The sequence below is a fragment of the Roseitranquillus sediminis genome (assembly GCF_016918935.1).
GTDB lineage: Bacteria > Pseudomonadota > Alphaproteobacteria > Rhodobacterales > Rhodobacteraceae > Roseitranquillus > Roseitranquillus sediminis.
On sequence record NZ_JAFFOB010000021.1, the window covers coordinates 1 to 19,008 of the forward strand.

Consider the following 19,008-nt stretch of genomic DNA (forward strand, 5'->3'; position numbering starts at 1 on the left):
GATGCGCTCGCCTCGCGAGTTCATCGCAGCTCAAACCGCAACCGCCTGAGTGTCCGGCGAAACGGGGGCAAGATCAGTCGCCGACCTTCGGCAGTGTATTCGGTTGAACCTGGATTGCGCCGACATCTGCGCCGCGACTGGAGCTCTGGCATCCAGACGCACCGGATCGAACGTGGAGGTCCTTCGGGCCGCTATTCAGGCATGTGCAGAGGCATGCCGTCGATGCGGCGACGAGTGCGAAAGTCATGCCGAAATGCACGAGCACTGCCGGATCTGTGCCGAGGCATGCAAGCGGTGCGCCGATGCCTGCCAAGCTGCGCTCGAAGACGTTCGGTGAGCTCAGGGCGGGGGTGCGTCTACACTAGGCGCCGCCCCCTCCCACGAGACGGGCGCTACCCGTGTAGGAGAGAGTAGAGATGCTGACGAGACGTCATTTCATCGCGACCACGGCCGCGCTGTTTTCGCCCCCGATTTCGAGGCCGCTCCTCGCGAATAACTGGCCGACAGAGCTGCAAAAGGACGCTTGGGACGCACAAGTGACGCCGCCGAACTACGATCCCGCAACCTCGAACCCTTGGGGGCTGCATCCGCGCTTTCTCCCGCAGCGGGTGGTAGCGAACGACGGGCTGAGGCCGGGCGACATCCATGTGGATGCAGTTGCGCGCTACCTCTACCATATTGAGGAAGGCGGTACGGCGATGCGCTACGGCGTGGCAATCGGTGAGGGCGATCTCTATGAACCGGGTACCTACACGGTTCGGCGCAAGGCCCGCTGGCCGCACTGGACGCCGACGCAGAGCATGATCGAGCGAGAGCCGGAGGCCTATGCGCAGTACGCGGATGGGATGGAGCCGGGGCCAAGCAATGCGCTCGGCTCGCGGGCACTCTACTTGTATGTCGGAAACAGAGATACGTACCTCCGGATCCACGGCACGCCCTATCCACGCTCGATCGGCTCACGCGCGAGTTCTGGCTGCGTCCGGATGGTCATGGCCCATATCAATGTTCTCTACGACGAGGTGGAGGCCGGGGTGACGGCAGTCCTTTATCCCGCTGAGAACTTTGTGAGCGCGCAGACGTGATTAGACTGGCACTGTGCCCAGTCCGCGGGCTCCGTCGCGCACATTCAAGCACGCGCTGAGCCCCTCGCCGCCGTCAGCGCGCCGCTGCCGGGCCGGCCCCCGTGCAGATCGGACGGCCATCAACGCTGCGGAGCGGTACCAGCGTCGTTTCGACGGGGCCTGTGTGACGATACCAATAGCACCCGTCTTCCTCGCGAAGGCGTGCCGACTGAACATCTTGATGTGGGGCCGCGAGTGCAACGACGGCCTCGGGCACGCGCCCCTCGGCGGACGTTCCTATTCCACCGATCCCATTGATGGATGCGCTGCAAGCCCCGAGCAGCAGTACGGTGCAAACCTTCGGCATGGTGCGGACTAGCACATGCATACCCCTCGCTTACGCAACGTTCTCGATGTCGCTCCCGCCACCTTGACGCCTGGAAGGGCCGCAGGCAATCGGCCGAAGTAGCTCAGCATTGGCCACTCTGATGGTTACCTGCTTCGAAAATCTGCTCGGGCTGATCAGCAACTTCGTCCGCTGCAGTGGCGGTCAGCGTCATACTTGTCCTTCGCGGTGCGTTCCAGCGGCACCCCGCGCCCGCCGGGGTGCCTCCTACACGGCAGCAAGCCGCGTCGCCCAAACCGCGGGCCGGGCGCAATGCCTGGACGGGGCAGGCTTCGGGAAGCGGAGCGTCAGGATCGCTGGGCTGCGGACGCTCTCGGCTTCGACGGTCTCGGCGATGCGGGCGAGCGACGACGGCAGATGCCGCTCGTGCGGTCCGCTTGCGTTCTCCACGATCTCGACAACCGTCTCGGGCGCGTGGCCGGCCGCCAGCAGGTTCCGCCGCAGCTCGCGCACCTTGCCGACCGCCATGTAGAGGGCGAGCGTCGTGCCGGGCGCGGCCATCGCGCTCCAGTCCGGGTCGGGGTCGCCGGGCCGGCAGGCCCCGGTCGAGAGGACGACGCGGTCGGTCACGCCGCGCTCGGTCAGCGGACGACCGACGCTCGCCGCCGCTGCGCTCGCCGCCGTCACGCCGGGGACGATCTCGGCCGCGACGCCCGCACGGCGCGCCGCGTCGAGTTCCTCGCCCGCGCGGCCGAAGATCGACGGATCGCCCGATTTCAGGCGCACCACCCGCAGGCCGCGCCGCGCCTGCGCGACGATCAGGTCGTTGATCCGCTCCTGCGGCCAGGCGCAGGCGCCGACGGCTTTGCCGACGTAGACCCGCTCGGCGTCGCGGCGGGCGAGCTCGAGCACGTCCGGGTCGACCAAACGGTCGTAGAAGATGACGTCAGCTTCCTGCAGCCGCGCCACCGCGCGCAGGGTCAGCAGGTCGCGCGCACCCGGGCCGGCGCCGACCAGCGAGATGAGGCCACCTGTCTCGCCCGCGCCACCCGTCTCGATCGCCGCCTTCAGCGTGGCCGCGGCCGCGCGCTCGGCTCCCCGCCGGTGCGCCTGCCAAGCCGGACCGGAGAACGCCCAGAGCCAGAAGGCGCGGCGGCTCTCCCGAGGCACCCGCGCCGCGACGGCGCCGCGGAGCCGGCCGGCAAGCGCGGCGAATCCGCCGAGGCGCGGGTCGAGCATCCGCTCGATCTCCGTCTTTATACGGCGGCCGAGAACCGGCGCCGTTCCCTCCGTGCCGATCGCCACCACCACCGGGTCCCGGTCGACGATCGAGGGCGTTGTCGCGTCGCAGAGCTCCGGCCGGTCGACGACGTTGACCGTCGCTCCCGCCTCCTTGGCCAAGGCGTGCACGCAGGCGTCCGCCGCCGGGCAGCCGGTGGCGACGAAGACCAGCGCGGTGCCGGCGAAGTGGCGCGGCGCGATCGGGCCTGCCTGGTGCCGGGCGCGGCCCGATGCCACGATCAAGGTCAGCTCCTCGTCCAGATCGGACGCGACAAGGGTCAGCCGCGCCTCGGTCTTCAGCATCAGCCGCGCCTTCTGCGCCGCCTGCTCGCCGCCGCCCGCGATCACCACGTCGCGACCGGCCATCCTGAGGAACATCGGGAAGAACTGCATCTCGGTCCTCCGTGTCAGGCCGCGCGGGCCCGGTGTCTGTTGCTCCAGAGCTCCCGCGCTAACGCCATGCCGCCCCCGACCCCGGCCCGGCCGGCGGTCTCGAGCGCCAGCGCCGCCGTGCCCAGCACGACGGCCTCGGCGAACGTGTCCTCCAGCCGACCCTCCCAGAGATCGGCGAGCGCGCCCGGCGCGTGATCGTCCTCGCCGAGGCGGCGCGTGGCGTTCGTCACGGCGGGCGCGGTGTCGGACCAGGCTCCGCCGTCGCGCAGTCCGAAGAGCTCGACCGCCTTGCCCGGGTGCCGCTCGAACTCGCCGCCGCCGCCCTTCAGGACCGTCAGGTTGCTCTGCCCGAGCAGCGCGCCGGCATCGGCCTGAAGCGCCCGGTACGGCGGATGGAAGACCCCCTGCACCGAGGCGGGCGCGCCCGCCGGGTCCAGCACCCTCAGCACAGTGTTCATCGCGGAGCGCAGCCCGAGCACGTCGCGCAGGCGCAGAAGCTCCAGCGCGCCAGGCGACATCACCTCCAGCGGGAGGTAGGCGACGCCGCTGCGCTCGAGGTCGCGAGCCGCCGCCTCCGGCGTCGATGCCACCGGCAGGCCCAGCACGTCGAGCCCGCCGCGCACCGAGGCACGCAGCGACTGGTGACTGTTCCAGCCGTGGATCAGCACCGGCACGCCGGCCGACGCGACCAGCCGCGCCGAGAGCAGGAACCACGGCACGCCCCTCGTGCGCCCGGCGGCGTAGCTCGGCCAGTCGAGCGCCGGCGCGATGCCGGGCCAGGCCGGCAGCGTCTCGCGCAGCGCCTCGACGAAGCCCGCGACCTCACCTGCACTCTCGCCGCGGAAGCGCATCAGCATCAGGAGCGCCCCCACCGCCTCCGGTGCGACCTCGCCGGCGAGGATTAGGCGCATCGCTTCCCGCGCCTCATCGCGCGTCAGCGATCGAGACCGGCCCGGCCCGCGGCCGACGATGCGGACGAAGGGCGCGAGACTCATTCCGCGGCCTCCTTCCGGCGCGCCGACGCGATCAGGGCCGCGATCTCGGGCCGGCAGGAGCCGCAGTTGGTGCCGGCTTGCAGCGCCGCACCGACCGCCTCGACGCTCATCAGCCCTTGCGTCTCGATCGCGGCAAGGATCGCGTTCGCGCCCACGTTGATGCACGCGCAGAGCGTGGCGCCCGGGTCGGGCACGTCGTCCCCCGGCCGGCCGGCCAGCGCCGCTCGTCCATCTCCACCGAGCAGTGCCGCGAGATGCTCGCGCGACACCGCCACCGGCTCCGGTGCGGCGAAGAGCGCGGCGACGAGGCGACCGCCCTCCGTCAGGGCCACTCGTGCCAGGCCGCGCCCGCGGTCGAGCACGCTGGTCACGTCGCCGCGCGAGGTCGCGAAAAGGTCCCGCGCGAAGCTCTCCCAGCAATCCGGAACCGTCTTGGCGGCGAGTTCGGCCCGCCAACCTGTCGCGGTCCGTGCGCGCGCCCAGTAGGCGGTGGCCGGCGACAGCTCCGTCGCCGAGACGGCGAAGCCGTACCAGGCTGCTGGGAACGGCGCGACCGAGACGACCGCGGCCTTCAGCTCGGGCTGCCCCGAGACGGGGTCTACGACGGGCGCCACCAGGGCGTCGACGCGCGCCTGCGACGCAGTCTCCGAGGTCCAGTGGATCGGCGCGAAGACCTCGCCCCGCCGTACCCGCGGCGTCACCAGCGCACGGAGGATCGCCGACCCTTGCGGGCTCTTCACCCGGACCAGATGCGCCGGACGAACTCCAATTCGCCGCGCGTCGTCGGGATGCACCTCGAGAAATGGCTCAGCCAGGTGCTGGCTCAGCCGCGGCGATTTCCCGGTGCGGGTCATCGTGTGCCATTGGTCGCGGATGCGCCCGGTGTTGAAGCGGAACGGATACGCGGGCGACGGCGCCGCGGCCGGCGCGCGATGCGCGACCGGCACCATCGTTCCGCGGCCCGACGGCGTGAAGAACCGCCCGTCGCCGAAGAACCGCCCGCCGCTTCGTGTCGCGGTGACCGGCCACCGCACCGGCTCGAGCGCGTCGTACCCTGCGTCGGAGAGGCCGGCCAACGCCGAGATGTCGTAGTCGAGCCCGAAACTGCCCGCGACGCCCGACAGCGCCGCGTGCTCGCGAAAGATCTCCGCCGGACCGCGGTAGTCGAACGCGCGCTCCCAGCCCATCCGCCGCCCGACCTCGGCGAGGATGTCCCAGTCGTGCCGTGCCTCCCCCGGCTTCGGCATCAGCGGCCGCTGCCGCGAGATGCAGCGCTCTGAATTGGTGACGGTGCCGTCCTTTTCGCCCCACCCGGTCGTCGGCAGCACCACATGCGCCAGCCGCGCGGTGTCCGTCGTCGCCGACAGGTCCGAGACGGCGACGAAGTCGCACCCCGCAATCGCGTCCCGCACGGCGTTCGCGGCGGGCAGGCTGACGGCGGGGTTGGTGCAGACGATCCAGAGCGCCCGGATCTCGCCCCGCGCCACCCGCTCGAACATCTCCACCGCCTTCGGTCCAGGCCGCTTCGCCATCCGCGGCGCTTCCCAGAACCGGCGCACCGCGTCCCGGTGCGCCGGCTCCTCCAGCGCCATGTGGCAGGCCAGCGTGTTGGCGAGCCCGCCGACCTCGCGCCCGCCCATCGCGTTCGGCTGCCCGGTGACGCTAAGCGGCCCCATCCCCGGCCGCCCGATCCGTCCCGTCGCGAAATGGCAGTTCAGGATCGCGCTCACCTTGTCGGTGCCCGCGCTCGACTGGTTCACCCCCTGGCTGAACACCGTCACCACCTTCTCCGTCCGCACCCACAGGTCGAAGAAGCGCCGCAGATCGGCGTCGGAAATGCCGCTGTCGCAGTTGCGCGTCGCCCGCGCCGTCGCCAGCGCAGCGGGAAACCCCTCGACATGATCGCGGACGAAGGCGTGGTCCACCGCCCCCTGCTTGGCGATCGCCGCCAGCAGCCGGTTGAACAGCGCCACGTCCCCGCCGGGCGCCACCGCCAGGTGCAGGTCGGCGAGGTCGCTCGTCGCCGTCCGCCGCGGGTCGACGTTGACCACCCGCATCGCGGGACGCGCCGCCTTGGCGGCGGCGAGCCGCTGATACAGCACCGGATGGCACCAGGCGAGGTTCGACCCCACCAGCACCACCAGGTCCGCCTCCTCGAGATCCTCGTAGAGCCCCGGCACCGTGTCAGTCCCGAACGCCCGGCGGTGCCCCGCCACCGTCGACGCCATGCAGAGCCGCGAGTTGGTGTCGATGTTGGCCGAGCCGATGAACCCCTTCATCAGCTTGTTGGCGACGTAGTAGTCCTCGGTCAGCATCTGCCCCGAGACGTAGAAGGCGACGCTCTCCGGCCCGTGCCGCGCGATCGTCTCGCGGAACCGCGTCGCGACCAGGTCCAGCGCCGCGTCCCAGCCCGCCCGCCGCCCGCCGACCATCGGGTGCAGCAGCCGCCCCTCGAGCCCCGTCGTCTCGGCCAGCGCCGAGCCCTTCGAGCAGAGCCGCCCGAGGTTCGCCGGGTGCGCCGGGTCGCCCACGACCACGAGGCGGCTCTCGGCGTCGCGCGTCGCGACGACCCCGCAGCCGACCCCGCAATAGGCGCAAGTCGTCCGCACCGCCTGCCCGGGGTTCCCCTCGAACGGCACCGCTCTCACCAGGCGTTGTAGGAGAGGTACTTGCCCGACATCTCGACCTTCACCCGGTCGCCCTGCGGGTCCTCCTCCCGCGTCACCGACATGTCGAAGTCGATCGCCGACATGATGCCGTCGCCGAACTTCTCGTGGATCAGCGCCTTAATGGTGGGGCCGTAGACGCCGACGATCTCGTAGAGGCGGTAGATGCACGGGTCGGTCGGCACCGTCTGCTGCCAAACCTTAGTCGGGCTCTCCTGCAGCACCAGCGCCGCCTCCTGCGGCAGGCCGAGGCTCGTCGCCAGCGCCTCCGCCTTTTCCGCGGGCATCGCGTTCATGCCCATCGCCGCCGAGTGGGTCCAGACCGGCGACATGCCGATGGTCGCGGCGATGCCCTCCCAGGTCAGGCCGGCCTGCCTCTTGGCGGAAAGGATCATCGAGGTGACGTCTTCGCGGGTCATCGCGGTCATCGAGTCTGCTCCGTCGTGAGTGGGGTCCGCGGCGCCCGCCGCGCCGCGGCGGGCGGCGGTCATTCGGCCGGCGTGACGGCGGGGTTGATCGCCTGCCGGGCGTCGCGCAACGACGGCGAGGTCTTGTAGTGCGTGGCGTAGATCACCGCGCCGACGAAAGTCAGGCCGCCGACGAGATTGCCGATCACCGTCGGGAGCTCGTTGAACATCAGGTAGTCGCCCCAGGTAAAGTCGGCGCCGAGCAGGATGCCGATCGGGAACAGGAACATGTTTACGATGGAATGCTCGAACCCGAGGTAGAAGAAGATCAGGATCGGCATCCACATCCCGATGACCTTGCCCGACACGCTGGTCGACATCATCGCCGCGACCACCCCGGTCGAGACCATCCAGTTGCACATCACCGCCCGCACGAAGAGCGTCAGCATGCCGCCCGCGCCCGCCTCGGCGTAGCCCACGGTCCGGTCGTGGCCGATCGCCATCAGCCGCTGGCCGACCTCGTTCGGCTCGACGGTGAAGCCCATGGTGAAGGTCGTCGCCATGAAGATCGCCGTCGTCATCGCCCCGGCGAAGTTGCCGATGAAGACGAGGCCCCAGTTTCGCAGCACCCCCCGCGGGGTGACCCCCTGCCGCCGGTCGAGCAGCGCCAGCGGGCAGAGCGTGAAGACCCCTGTCAGCAGGTCGAACCCGAGCAGGTAGAGCGTGCAGAACCCGACCGGGAAAAGCAGCGCCCCGAGCAGGAGGTTGCCGGTGTTGACCGCGATGGTGACGGCGAAGGCGGCGGCGAGCGCCAGGATTGCGCCGGCCATGTAGGCGCGGATCAGCGTGTCCTTGGTGGACATGAAGACCTTGGCTTCGCCGGCGTCGATCATCTTCTTGGCGAAGTCCTCGGGGGCGACGTAGGACATGGGTCTGTCTCCTCGTGGATTGCTGTGGAGTGGGCGACGCCGCTCAGGCAGCGTCGCGTCGGCACAGGCTGGCGACGTCGAGCAGGACGCGCCCGCCCTCGATCCGCGCCGGATAGGTGGCGATGCGCCCCTCGTCGGCGCCCTGCGCCTCGCCGGTCTCGAGGCTCAGCACCCAGTTGTGCAGCGGGCAGGTGACCTTGCGGCCGTGGACGATACCCTCCGACAGCGGCCCCCCCCGGTGCGGGCAGGCGTCGGAGGTGGCGAAGACCTCGTCTTCGGCGGTGCGGAAGACCGCGACACAACCGTGGTGCGTCTTGACCAGGCGAGCGCCGGCGACGGGGATGTCGTCCAGCGCGCCGATGTCGATCCAGCTCATTCCGCGGCCTCCATGGTGAGATCGGCGAGGGGCGACCAGGCGCGCTGCACCTCGGGCGTCGCCCGCTCCGCCCAAGGGTCCTTCTGGTAGACCGATTGCGAGACGTCGAACCGCTCGACCAGCGCCTGCCGCTCGGCCAGGTCGTCGACCACACGCGCCTTGATCCAGTCCATCCCGACCTTGGCGATCCACTTGTAGGGCCGGTCGAGATACTTGCCGTTCTCGCGGTAGAGCTGGACGAAGGCGACGACGACTTCCACCACCTCGTCCTCGGTCGCGACCTTGGCGAGCGGCTCGACGGCCTTGACGTCCATCCCCGCCGCGCCCCCGACGCCGATCTCGAAGCCGCTGTCGACGCAGACAATCCCGACGTCCTTGCAGGTCGCCTCGGCGCAGTTCCTTGGGCAGCCCGAGACGCCCATCTTGACCTTGTGCGGTGTCCACGAACCCCAGAGCCGCCGTTCCAGGCGGATGCCGAGCCCCGTCGAGTCTTGCGTGCCGAACCGGCAGAAGTCGGTGCCGACGCAGGTCTTCACCGTCCGGAGGCCCTTGGTGTAGGCGTGCCCGCTGACCATGCCGGCCGCGTTCAGGTCCGCCCACATCCGCGGCAGCACCTCCTTCGGCACGCCGAGCAGGTCGATCCGCTGGCCGCCCGTCACCTTGACCATCGGCACGTCGTACTTCTCGGCCGCGTCGGCGATCGCCCGCAGCTCGGCGGGTGTCGTGACCCCGCCCCAGATCCGCGGCATGACGCTGTAGGTCCCGTCCTTCTGGATGTTGGCGTGGTTCCTCTCGTTGACGAACCGGCTCTGCGGGTCGTCGACGTAGTCGAGCGGCCAGTCAGCGAGCAGGTAGAAGTTCAGCGCCGGCCGGCAGGAATGGCACCCGTTCGGCGTCTGCCAGCCGAGCTCCTGCCAGACCGCCGGCATCGACCTCAGCTCCCGCGCCTTGATCAGCCGCCGCACGTCCTCGTGCGTGAGGTCCGTGCAGCCGCACATCGGCTTGGCCGCCGGCATCACGAAGTCGTCGCCCAGCGTCGCCGCCAGCACCTGCTCGACGAGGCCCGAGCAGGTGCCGCACGACGACGACGCCTTGGTGCGGGCGCGGATGTCCTCGAGGGTGGCGGCGCCGCCCTCGATCGCCTCGACGATGCGGCCCTTGCAGACGCCGTTGCAGCCGCAGATCTCCGCCTCAGGCGGTAAGGCTGCAACGGCCGCCATAGGGTCCGCCGGGGCCGCTCCCTGATAGGCGGGCCCGAAGATCAGCGTGTCGCGCATCTCCGAGACGTCGGTGCCGTCGCGGATCAGCCCGAAGAACCAGTTGCCGTCCGCCGTGTCGCCGTACATGACCGCGCCGATCAGCCGGTCCTTCTCCAGCACCAGCCGCTTGTAGACGCCGCGCGCCGGGTCGCGGAACACGATGTCCTCGCGCCCCTCGCCCTCGGCGAAGTCGCCGGCCGAGAACAGATCAACGCCGGTGACCTTGAGCTTCGTCGAGGTCTGCCGCGGCACGAACGCCGCCTCCTCGCCGCAGAGGGTCGCCGCCACCACCTTCGCCTGCTCGTAGAGCGGCGCCACAAGGCCGAAGAGCTGCCCGTCGAGTTCGACGCACTCCCCCACCGCAAGGATGTCGGGGTCCGACGTCACCATCCGCCCGTCGACGGTGATCCCCCGCCCGACGTCCAGACCAGCGTCGGTCGCGATCCGCGTCTCCGGCCGGATGCCCACGGCCATGACCACCAGGTCCGCCTCCAGCCCGGTATTGTCCTCGAGCAGCACGCCCTCGACCCGCTCCTCGCCGAGGAGAGCGGCGGTCGAGGCGCGGCAGATCACGTCGATCCCCCGCTCCGTCAGCTCCTTGCGCAGCAGATACCCCGCCGCCTCGTCGAGCTGCCGCTCCATCAGGTGGCCCATCAGGTGCAGAACGGTCACGTCCATGCCGCGCGCCTTGAGCCCCGCCGCGGCCTCCAGTCCAAGCAGCCCGCCGCCGATCACCACCGCCTTCGCCGGGTTCTTCGCCGCGTCGATCATCGCGTAGGTGTCGTCGAGGTCGCGGTAGCTGATGACGCCAGGCAGATCCCGCCCCTCCACCGGGATGATGAACGGCGCCGAACCGGTCGCGATCAGCAGCTTGTCGTAGGGCGTCTCACCCCCGGCGCTGACCACCACCTTCCGCGACCGGTCGATCCTCGTCACCGTTTCGCCGAAGCGGCAGGTCACGCGGCGCTCGGCGTACCAAGCGTCGTCGTGGGTGACGATCTCCGCGTATGTCTTCTCGCCCGACAGCACGGGCGACAGCATGATCCGGTTGTAGTTCCCGCGCGGCTCCGCCCCGAAGAGGGTGACGTCCCAGTCGCCCCCCATCTCGAACAGGTGCTCCAGCGAACGGCCCGAGGCCATTCCGGCCCCGATCACGACAAGTCTCTTGGTCATCTCTCACTCCGCGGCGATGGCGGGCGCCACGGCCCGCGCATGGTCGGGGTCCGCGAGGAAGCTCAGGACCTCCTCGCGGTAGGCGTAGTAGTCGGGGTGGGCGAGCAGCGCCTTCCGGCTCCGCGGCCGCGGCAGGTCGACCCGCATGACGCGCCCGATCGTCGCCCGCGGCCCGTTGGTCATCATCACCACCCGGTCGGCGAGCAGGATCGCCTCGTCGACGTCGTGGGTGACGCAGACGGCGGTGACCCGGGTGCGCGACCACACCTCCATCAGCACCTCCTGCAGCTCCCACCGCGTCAGGCTGTCCAGCATCCCGAACGGCTCGTCGAGCAAGAGCAGCTTCGGCGACAGCGCGAAGGCGCGCGCGATCCCCACCCGCTGCTTCATCCCGTTCGACAGATCCGCCGCCGGCCGGTCCATCGCGTCGGCGAGGCCGACCCGCTCGAGGTAGTACTCCACCACCTCCTGCCGCTCGGTGCGCGTCGCCCGCGGATAAACCCGGTCCACGCCGACGCTGACGTTTTCCTTCGCCGTCAGCCACGGGAACAGCGAGGGCGACTGGAACACCACGGCGCGCTCGGGGTCTGCACCCTCCACGTGCCGGCCGTCGAGCTTGATCGCGCCGGCCGAGATCGCGTTGAGCCCCGCGGTCATCGTCAGGACGGTGGACTTGCCGCAGCCCGAATGGCCAATCAGGCTTACGAACTCGCCGCGCCTGAGCTTCAGGTCGAAGTTCTCGACCACGGTCAGCGGCCCCTTCGGCGTCGGATAGACCTTCGACAGCTGGCTGAAGTCGAGGAACCGCTCCTCGATCAGCCCCGCCCGCGCGTCGGCCACCGCCTTCGGCATCCCGTGGATCGGCGTGACGGTCGGCAGCCGTCGCGTCTCCTCGACCTTGGCCGCCATGCCGACGTCCATGAGGTACCGCGTCACCTCGGCGCGCAGCCGCTTGAAGGCCGCGTCGTGGTTCATCGCCGTGCGGTCGCGCGGCCGCGGGATCGGCACGCGGAAAGCCTGACCCAGCGTCCCGTCCGGGTTCAGCGGCACGATTCGGTCGGCGAGCAGGATCGCCTCGTCCACGTCGTTGGTGATCAGCACGACCGTCTTGCGATCCGCCTCCCAGATCCGCTCGATCTCGTCCTGCAGGTTGGCGCGCGTCAGCGCATCGAGGGCGCTCAGCGGCTCGTCCAGCAGCAGCACCTCGGGGTTCATCGCCAGCGCCCGCGCCACGGCGACCCGCTGGCGCATGCCCCCCGACAGCTCCGCCGGCCGCCGCCCCTCCGCATGGCCGAGGCCCACCATCTCGATGTACCGCTTCGACATCGCCGCGCGCTCGGCCCGCGGCCTCTGCCCATGCACCGCATCGACCGCCAGCCGCACGTTGCCGGTGACGGTCAGCCACGGCATCAGCGAATAGGACTGGAACACCAGTCCGCGCTCCGGGCCCGGACCCTCGACCTCCTTGCCCTTGAAGGTGACGCTGCCCCGGTCGGGCCGGTGGAGGCCGGCCATCAGGTTGATCAGCGTCGACTTCCCGGTGCCGGAAAAGCCGAGGATCGCCAGGAACTCGCCCTCATCGACCTTGAGGTCGATGGCCCTCAGCACCTCCTCGCGCTCGAGGCCCGAGCCGAAGCCCATCGTGACGCCCTTGAACTCGATCAGCGCCATCTCAACGATCCTTGGAGTAGGTGAAGGCCGCCTGGATCGCGTACATCAGGCGGTCCAGCAGGAAGCCGATGACGCCGATGGTCAGCACCGCGACCATGATCCGGGCGAGGCTCGACGAGCTGCCGTTCTGGAACTCGTCCCAGACGAACTTTCCGAGACCGGGGTTCTGCGCCAGCATCTCGGCAGCGATCAGCACCATCCAGCCCACGCCGAGCGACAGGCGCAGCCCGGTGAAGATCAGCGGCAGCGCCGACGGCAGGACCAGCTTGGTGATCTTGGCGTAGGTGCCCATTTTCAGCACCTTCGAGACGTTGACCAGATCCTTGTCGATCGAGGCGACCCCGAGCGCAGTGTTGATCAGCGTCGGCCACAGCGAGCAGAGCGTCACTGTTATCGCCGAGACCAGGAACGACTTCTCGAAGAGCCCGTCGTTGGTCACGTAGACGGCGCTGACCACCATCGTCACGATGGGCAGCCAGGCCAGCGGGCTGACCGGCTTGAAGATCTGGATGATCGGGTTCAGCGCCGCGTTCGCCGTCGGCGACAGCCCCGCGAGGATCCCCAGCGGCACCGCCACCGCCGTCGCGATCAGGAAGCCGAAGAACACGGTCCGGATCGAAGTCCAGATCTGGTCGTAGTAGGTCGGCGCGCCGGTATAGGCGATGTCGCGGACCTCGTCGGCGCGGCCGGCCTCGATCAGGCGCTGGTTCCGCTCGGCCAGGCGCTCGGCGAACATCGCCGCCTGCTCGCCCTTGCGCACGGCGTCGGCATGGAGGCTCACCGCCTCCTCCCAGACCTGTCCAGGCCCGGGCACGGCGCCGAGCGACGTCTGCACCTGCGGCGCGAGGATCGCCCAGAGCGCCAGGAACCCCGCGATGGCGGCCAACGGCACGCCCAGCAGCCGCCAGAGCTCGCCCATGTGGCCCCGCGGGTTGTCCCCCGCCGCGGCGCGGGCGATCGGGGTCAGCCACCCCAAGCCGAGCACCCGCAGGTACCCGTCGGCCTTGTTGATCCGGGTGAACCAGGCGGCGCGGCGCGCTTCCCGGTGCTCGACGATGACGTTCGGGGCCACGGCGGTCATCGTGACAGTCCTTTCCATGCGGTTAACGCCAGGGCGTTAGTCCTGTGATTCGAGTGGGTTGCGGGAAGTGTCCATCGTGGACACCTCACCCCTGCACCTCGCCGCCGACGACCCGCTGGTCGCCCTTCAGCCCGATCGGCAGGCTCTCGAGGTACGCGTTCGGCTGCCGCCCGTCGTAGGGAATGCCGTCGATGATGTCGGAGGCCGGCGTCGGCGCCTTGTAGCCGTCGCTGTCCCACGGAAAGTCCGCCTCGTCCGCCAGCCCCTCGTCGACCAGCATCCGCGCCGCCTCGAGGTAGATCTCGGGCTTGTAGACCGACCGCGCGACCTCGTCGTACCAGCCGTCGGGCTTCGCCTCCGCGATCTGCCCCCACCGCCGCATCTGCGTCAGGTACCAGACCGCGTCCGAGTAGAAGGGATAGGTCGCGTTGTACCGGAAGAAGACGTTGAAATCCGGGACCTCCCGCACGTCCCCCTTCTCGTACTCGAAGGTGCCGGTCATCGAGTTCGCGATGACCTCCTCGTCGGCGCCCACGTACTCGGGCCGCGACAGGATCTCGACCGCCTCGTCCCGGTTGGCGTTCCCGTCCTCGTCGAGCCACATCGCCGCCCGGATCAGCGCCTTGGTGATCGCAAGCGTCGTGTTCGGGTTCTCCTCGACGAACTTGGCGGTCAGCCCGAACACCTTCTCGGGATTGTTCTTCCAGAGCTCGTAGTCCGTTATAACCGGCACCCCGATCCCCTTGAACACCGCCTGCTGGTTCCACGGCTCGCCCACCGCGTAGCCGTAGATCGTCCCCGCCTCGAGCGTCGCCGGCATCTGCGGCGGCGGCCTCACGCTGAGCAGCGCCTCCGCCCCGATCTGCCCGCTCGTGTTCTCGGGGCTGTAGTACCCCGGCTCGATCCCGCCGGCCGCGAGCCAGTAGCGGAGCTCGTAGTTGTGGGTCGAGACCGGGAACACCATGCCCATGTTGAACGGCTCGCCCCGCGCCCGGTAATCCTCGACCACCGGCTTCAGCGCGTCGGCCGAGATTGGATGCACGGGCTTGCCGTCCTCATGCGGGACGTTCTCCTTCATCGCTTCCCATACGGCGTTCGAGACGGTGATCCCGTTGCCGTTCAGATCCATCGAGAAGGGCGTGACGACATGCGCTTCCGTCCCGTAGCCGATCGTCGCCGCCAGCGGCTGGCCGGCGAGCATGTGCGCGCCGTCCAGCGTGCCGTCGATCACGCCGTCGAGCAGGACCTTCCAGTTCGCCTGCGCCTCGAGGGTCACAAACAGCCCCTCGTCGAGGAAGTAGCCCTGCTCGTAGGCGACCGCGAGCGGCGCCATGTCGGTCAGCTTGATGAAGCCGAAGGTCAGCTCGTCCTTCTCCAGCTCCAGCATCTGCGCCGCGGCAGGGCCGGAAAGGAGCGTCGTCGCGACGAGGAAGGCGGGGATTCGCCTGGTCATGTCAGGTCCTCAAAGATCGGCCCGGCGAGGGGCGAAAACGAAAAAAAGCCGCACGACAGTCTCCGCGGAGGGCGGAGTGTCGAGCGGCGTTGCTCTCGGAAACCCGGCGTCGGGTGGAATTTTAAGGCGGGACGGCACTGCCCCGCTCTCGTCGACTCAATTCATATGGGTGGTCGCCGGACGATCAAGGGGGACGCCGTCCGCATCGGGACTTCGGCCGTGGTTTCTTGCTGCAGGTGCAAATTTTCCACGCCGCAGTGCCGAAAAGGGCGTCATTCCCTCTCGTCCGGATCAAAAATTCGGCGATCAAAGAACACGTCGGCCGGCAGGAACAGGCGGCCCGATTCCGATGCGGCGGGCGTCGGACGGTTCAGGCTGCCTTCGACCTTGGAGGACGCGCCGGGCAACTCGGCGCCGGTGTCCCGCAGGTGGCGGCGGTAGAGGTCGGGGCGGAACACGGCCGAGGCTTTCGCCATTGACTCGGTGCGCTCGAGGCCGGCGCGCGAGGCGAGTTGCGCGCCGATCCAGGCGGCCTGGCTACGCCAGGGGAAGGTCGCGGCGCCGGCGTGGAACGCGACGAACGCCGGGACCTCCCGCGACTCGCCTCGCGGCGACAGGATCAGCCGGCCCGTGAGCGCGCGATCGACGATGTCGGGGGCGAGGTCGAGGTATTCCGCGCGGGCGAGGATCTCGGCGGCGATGGTCAGGTGCGCAGGGTCGCCGAGCCAGCGGCCGGCACGCCAGACCGCGCGCAGGAGACGGCCGGCGAGCGCGTCTTCCGTCTCGGCCCAGGCGGTGCGGACCGCTAGCACCTTCTCGGGCGCGAACGCCCAGATCGCGCTGCCGGGCAGGATCAGCTCGCCGACGCCCTGCTCGACCGCGACCGAACCCCACGGCTCGCCGACGCAGAAGGCGTCGATCTCGCCCCCGGCGATGGCTTCGGCCATCAGGGGGGGCGGCACAGTGCGCACGCTAATGCCTTGCGGCGCAGGCAGACCCACTGCGTTGAGCCAGTAGTAAAGCAGCTCGGCGTGCATCGAGAACGGGAACGGAACACCGATCCGCAGCGGCCGCTCCGCCGCCGCGACGAGAGCCGCACCGGTGCCGGCCGCGTCGCCGAAGTCGGCGCCGCCGACGGCGCGAAGGCGTTCTGCAAGCGCGTCAGAGACGCCGACGACGTTGCCGTTGACCGAGAGCACCGACAGCACCGACAGCGGCGTCGTCAGTCCGCCGAGGCCGAGCGCCATCGCCACCGGCACCGGCCCCAGCATGTGTGCCGCGTCGATCTGCTCGAGCGCAAGAAGGTCGCGCAGCGTCGACCACGAGGGCGCGGCGCGCAGGTCGAGGGCCAGCCCCTCCTCCTCGGCGAAACCGAGTTCGCGGGCGATGACCACAGGCGCCGCGTCGACGAGGCGGATGTATCCCAGCGCCAGCGGGACAGTCACGACAGCAGCCCCGCGGCCGTAACCAGCGCCTCCGCGACATCGGCGATCTTGCGGCCCTGGCTCATCGCGGTCTTGCGCAGCAGCGCGTAGGCCTCGTCCTCGCCGATTCCGCGAGCCTTCATCAGGAGGCCCTTGGCGCGGTCGATCACCTTGCGCTCCTCCAGCGCACGCTTGGTCGCCTCGAGCTCGGCGCGCATCCGATGGAACATCTGGAACCGCGCGATCGCGGCATCGAGGACGGGCTTGATCCGCTCGGGCCGCAGCCCGTCGACGACGTAGGCCGAGACGCCGGCTTCAATAGCGCTTCGGGTCAGTGCGCCGTCGCTCTCGTCGACGAACATGGCGACCGGGCGCTCCAGCGGCGACGACGCCAGCGTCAGCTCCTCGATCACGTCGCGCGACGGGCTGGCGATGTCGACGAGGACGAGGTCGGGGCGCCGCGCGGCGATCTCGCGCGCCAGACCGCTCCGCCCCGAGATGACGTGGACGTCGAAGTCTCCCGCGGCGCGCAGGCTGTCAATGATCAGGAGCGCGCGGTCGCGGTCCTCCTCGACGATGACGATCGAAAGCGGTTCGGACAATCTTGTGTCCCCCTCGTGGCGCGACCATCCCGGGACGGAGACACCTGCAACAGTGAGGGGCGATGCAGGATGGCCAAAACGGTCTCAGAAAACCAGAACGGCGTAGAAGTTGGGCGTCAAACACCTCTTCGCCGCGAATGTAGGCGGTAGACTGTCCGGCCTGCCCTGCCGAGGCCGCGCCCGCGCTCGCCTCGCCCGCGGAGAGATGGCGTCGTGGGACCGCGCTTCTTGGGGTACGCTTTTGGAAATTGCTGCGGCACGTAAATGGACGCAGGTTCGGGTCATGGTGGCTGAAATCCGAATGTCCTCGTTCCACGCGGCTGCGCGGCGCTCGCCGCCGCGGTCGGACGGCAGGAGTGTGCCGGATCCCGACTTTGCGCCAAGCGTGCCCACCGCTCAAGGAAGCTCAACGCGGGCACGGTTTGTGCCACGTGAGCTCTGCGCCGCAGTCTCGTGCTGCCTGTGCTTTACAAGCCGATCCGCCAGCGGCGACCCTGACCTTGCGGCTTGTCGCTCATCACCTCGAGGCCGAGCTTCTTCTTGATCGACGCCGCGAGCGCGCCTCGGACCGTGTGCTGCTGCCAGCCGGTGGCATCGGTCATCTCCGCCATCGTGGCGCCCTCCGGCCGCCGCAGGAGCGCGACAAGCGTCGCGAGCTTAGTGCCCTCGCGCGGCGCCCGCGGGCCGGTGCTGTGGGCCGCCGTGGCGGCCCGCTCCGTGGCGGCGGCGTCCTTGGCCGGGGCCGCGTCGCTCGGCGCCTCGGCGGCCGCGCTCGGGGCGCTGTCGCCGGTCTCGACGCCGATCGCCTCGAGGCCTGCGCGCGTGATCGAGAGCGTGACGCCGTGGCCGTCGCCGGTCGAGCGCCAGAGCGGCTGTCCGCACTTGCGGAGGTCTGCCTCGACCTCATTGAGGAGGCCCTTCTCGATCAGCGGGCCAACGACCCGCTTGGCGGCCCCGCCTTTCAGCCGCTCGGGCAGCGGAAGGGCGATGCCGCCGTCGCGCTGGGCGGCCCGGCTGAGGACGAGGGATTGGGTTTCGGTGAGGGTGGTCATGGTTGCGTCTCCGGCAGCGGGACCGGCGGCATGCCGGCCTCCTACTGGCTGAAGCCCCGCACGCGGCGGGGCCCGGCGGAGAGGCATCGGGTCAGGCGATTTCGGCGTGGTCGCCTTCGCGGAAGGCGCAGTCGATTATCCGGCGGAGGAGTTCGGCGTAGTGCCCGAGCGTACCGACGTCGGTCCAGGTCAGCTCATCGGGGTGGACTCTGAAGTGCTCGTCGCTGAGCGAATGCAGGCGGGCCAGCATCGCGTCGATCTCGGCCTTCTTCGCGATGGAGGCGCCCTGAGCATCCGCGGCGTTGCGCGCTTGGCGCTCCTCGCGGGTGGGGGTAATGGGGCTCATGTCTCCGGCTCCGTTCTGGGCGTCGCGGCGGGTCGCGTGCAGCCGTCATCGCTCTGCCTGGAGCGCTTATCCACTCAATAAGCGAGCAATTGCGTTGCTTTCTGCAGCAGCCGGAAGCGGCCGGACAGGACCCAGGGGCGCTTGGGCATTTCGCTTCGGAGGAATGCGGAGCATCGCGGCGTCGGAGCAGACGCGATGTAATCGAGCGCTAACGTGGAAAGACGGGAGCGAGGGAGCTGCCCGCATCGCCACCGGGGGAAACCTGAAGATCAGCGGAAACCTGAAGATCACCTACCCGGCGTCGGCGCGGCGCGAGGAGCTGAAAGCAGGACCCTCCGGGGCGCCGATAAAGCTTAAGCGTCAACTAATTAGCAACCACCGCCCCGAAGAACCGATGCGAGTGGCTACCGCGCACCTGATCTTGCCCCCGTTTCGCCGGACACTCAGGCGGTTGCGGTTTGAGCTGCGATGAACTCGCGAGGCGAGCGCATCT

At 69.7% G+C, this 19,008-nt stretch carries 16 protein-coding genes; 2 read left to right on the forward strand and 14 right to left on the reverse strand.

Annotated elements, in window-relative coordinates; all coding sequences use genetic code 11:
• Window positions 1–253: 253 nt before the first annotated feature.
• Together JM664_RS19045 and JM664_RS15160 are read left to right on the forward strand one after the other, a co-directional pair.
• Complete coding sequence (locus JM664_RS19045) at window positions 254–337, forward strand: four-helix bundle copper-binding protein (RefSeq protein ID WP_227420793.1); 84 nt, start codon at window positions 254–256, stop codon at window positions 335–337.
• 79 nt (window positions 338–416) lie between these two features.
• A complete protein-coding gene (locus tag JM664_RS15160) occupies window positions 417–1,082 on the forward strand; it encodes a L,D-transpeptidase (protein ID WP_227420778.1) in 666 nt (221 codons plus the stop codon).
• A 592-nt stretch (window positions 1,083–1,674) separates the two neighbouring features.
• Here the strand turns inward: JM664_RS15160 and cysG are convergent.
• The 14 genes from cysG to JM664_RS15235 form a co-directional block, all read right to left on the reverse strand.
• Entirely contained in the window at window positions 1,675–3,081 is a 1,407-nt protein-coding gene (cysG, locus tag JM664_RS15170; RefSeq protein WP_227420779.1) for a siroheme synthase CysG, read from the reverse strand.
• 14 nt (window positions 3,082–3,095) lie between these two features.
• The gene (locus JM664_RS15175; RefSeq protein WP_227420780.1) at window positions 3,096–4,076 is read right to left on the reverse strand and encodes a glycosyl transferase family protein; all 981 of its coding nucleotides are present in this window, start codon (window positions 4,074–4,076) and stop codon (window positions 3,096–3,098) included.
• Entirely contained in the window at window positions 4,073–6,715 is a 2,643-nt protein-coding gene (locus tag JM664_RS15180) for a molybdopterin-dependent oxidoreductase (RefSeq protein ID WP_227420781.1), read from the reverse strand. The genes JM664_RS15175 and JM664_RS15180 overlap by 4 nt, the downstream gene beginning before the upstream one ends.
• 5 nt (window positions 6,716–6,720) lie before the next feature.
• Entirely contained in the window at window positions 6,721–7,170 is a 450-nt protein-coding gene (gene cynS, locus JM664_RS15185; RefSeq protein WP_227420782.1) for a cyanase, read from the reverse strand.
• A 59-nt stretch (window positions 7,171–7,229) separates the two neighbouring features.
• Window positions 7,230–8,078 (reverse strand): formate/nitrite transporter family protein, encoded by an 849-nt coding sequence (locus tag JM664_RS15190; RefSeq protein ID WP_227420783.1) that lies wholly within the window; start codon window positions 8,076–8,078, stop codon window positions 7,230–7,232.
• Between the two features lie 43 nt (window positions 8,079–8,121).
• Window positions 8,122–8,454: a nitrite reductase small subunit NirD gene (gene nirD / locus JM664_RS15195; protein WP_227420784.1), complete on the reverse strand. Its 333-nt coding sequence runs from the start codon at window positions 8,452–8,454 to the stop codon at window positions 8,122–8,124.
• Window positions 8,451–10,886: a nitrite reductase large subunit NirB gene (nirB, locus tag JM664_RS15200; protein WP_227420785.1), complete on the reverse strand. Its 2,436-nt coding sequence runs from the start codon at window positions 10,884–10,886 to the stop codon at window positions 8,451–8,453. The genes nirD and nirB overlap by 4 nt, the downstream gene beginning before the upstream one ends.
• A gap of 3 nt (window positions 10,887–10,889) precedes the next feature.
• Window positions 10,890–12,557 (reverse strand): ABC transporter ATP-binding protein, encoded by a 1,668-nt coding sequence (locus JM664_RS15205; protein ID WP_227420786.1) that lies wholly within the window; start codon window positions 12,555–12,557, stop codon window positions 10,890–10,892.
• 1 nt (window position 12,558) lies between these two features.
• The gene (locus tag JM664_RS15210) at window positions 12,559–13,638 is read right to left on the reverse strand and encodes an ABC transporter permease (RefSeq protein WP_227420787.1); all 1,080 of its coding nucleotides are present in this window, start codon (window positions 13,636–13,638) and stop codon (window positions 12,559–12,561) included.
• An 85-nt stretch (window positions 13,639–13,723) separates the two neighbouring features.
• A complete protein-coding gene (locus JM664_RS15215; RefSeq protein WP_227420788.1) occupies window positions 13,724–15,091 on the reverse strand; it encodes a CmpA/NrtA family ABC transporter substrate-binding protein in 1,368 nt (455 codons plus the stop codon).
• Window positions 15,092–15,363: 272 nt separating this feature from the next.
• Window positions 15,364–16,536: a CmpA/NrtA family ABC transporter substrate-binding protein gene (locus JM664_RS15220; protein WP_227420789.1), complete on the reverse strand. Its 1,173-nt coding sequence runs from the start codon at window positions 16,534–16,536 to the stop codon at window positions 15,364–15,366.
• Window positions 16,533–17,117, reverse strand: coding sequence for an ANTAR domain-containing response regulator (locus tag JM664_RS15225; RefSeq protein ID WP_227420790.1), 585 nt, complete (start codon window positions 17,115–17,117; stop codon window positions 16,533–16,535). The genes JM664_RS15220 and JM664_RS15225 overlap by 4 nt, the downstream gene beginning before the upstream one ends.
• Before the next feature lie 467 nt (window positions 17,118–17,584).
• Complete coding sequence (locus JM664_RS15230; RefSeq protein WP_227420791.1) at window positions 17,585–18,169, reverse strand: DUF3489 domain-containing protein; 585 nt, start codon at window positions 18,167–18,169, stop codon at window positions 17,585–17,587.
• Between the two features lie 91 nt (window positions 18,170–18,260).
• The gene (locus JM664_RS15235) at window positions 18,261–18,515 is read right to left on the reverse strand and encodes a hypothetical protein (RefSeq protein WP_227420792.1); all 255 of its coding nucleotides are present in this window, start codon (window positions 18,513–18,515) and stop codon (window positions 18,261–18,263) included.
• Window positions 18,516–19,008 lie beyond the last annotated feature (493 nt).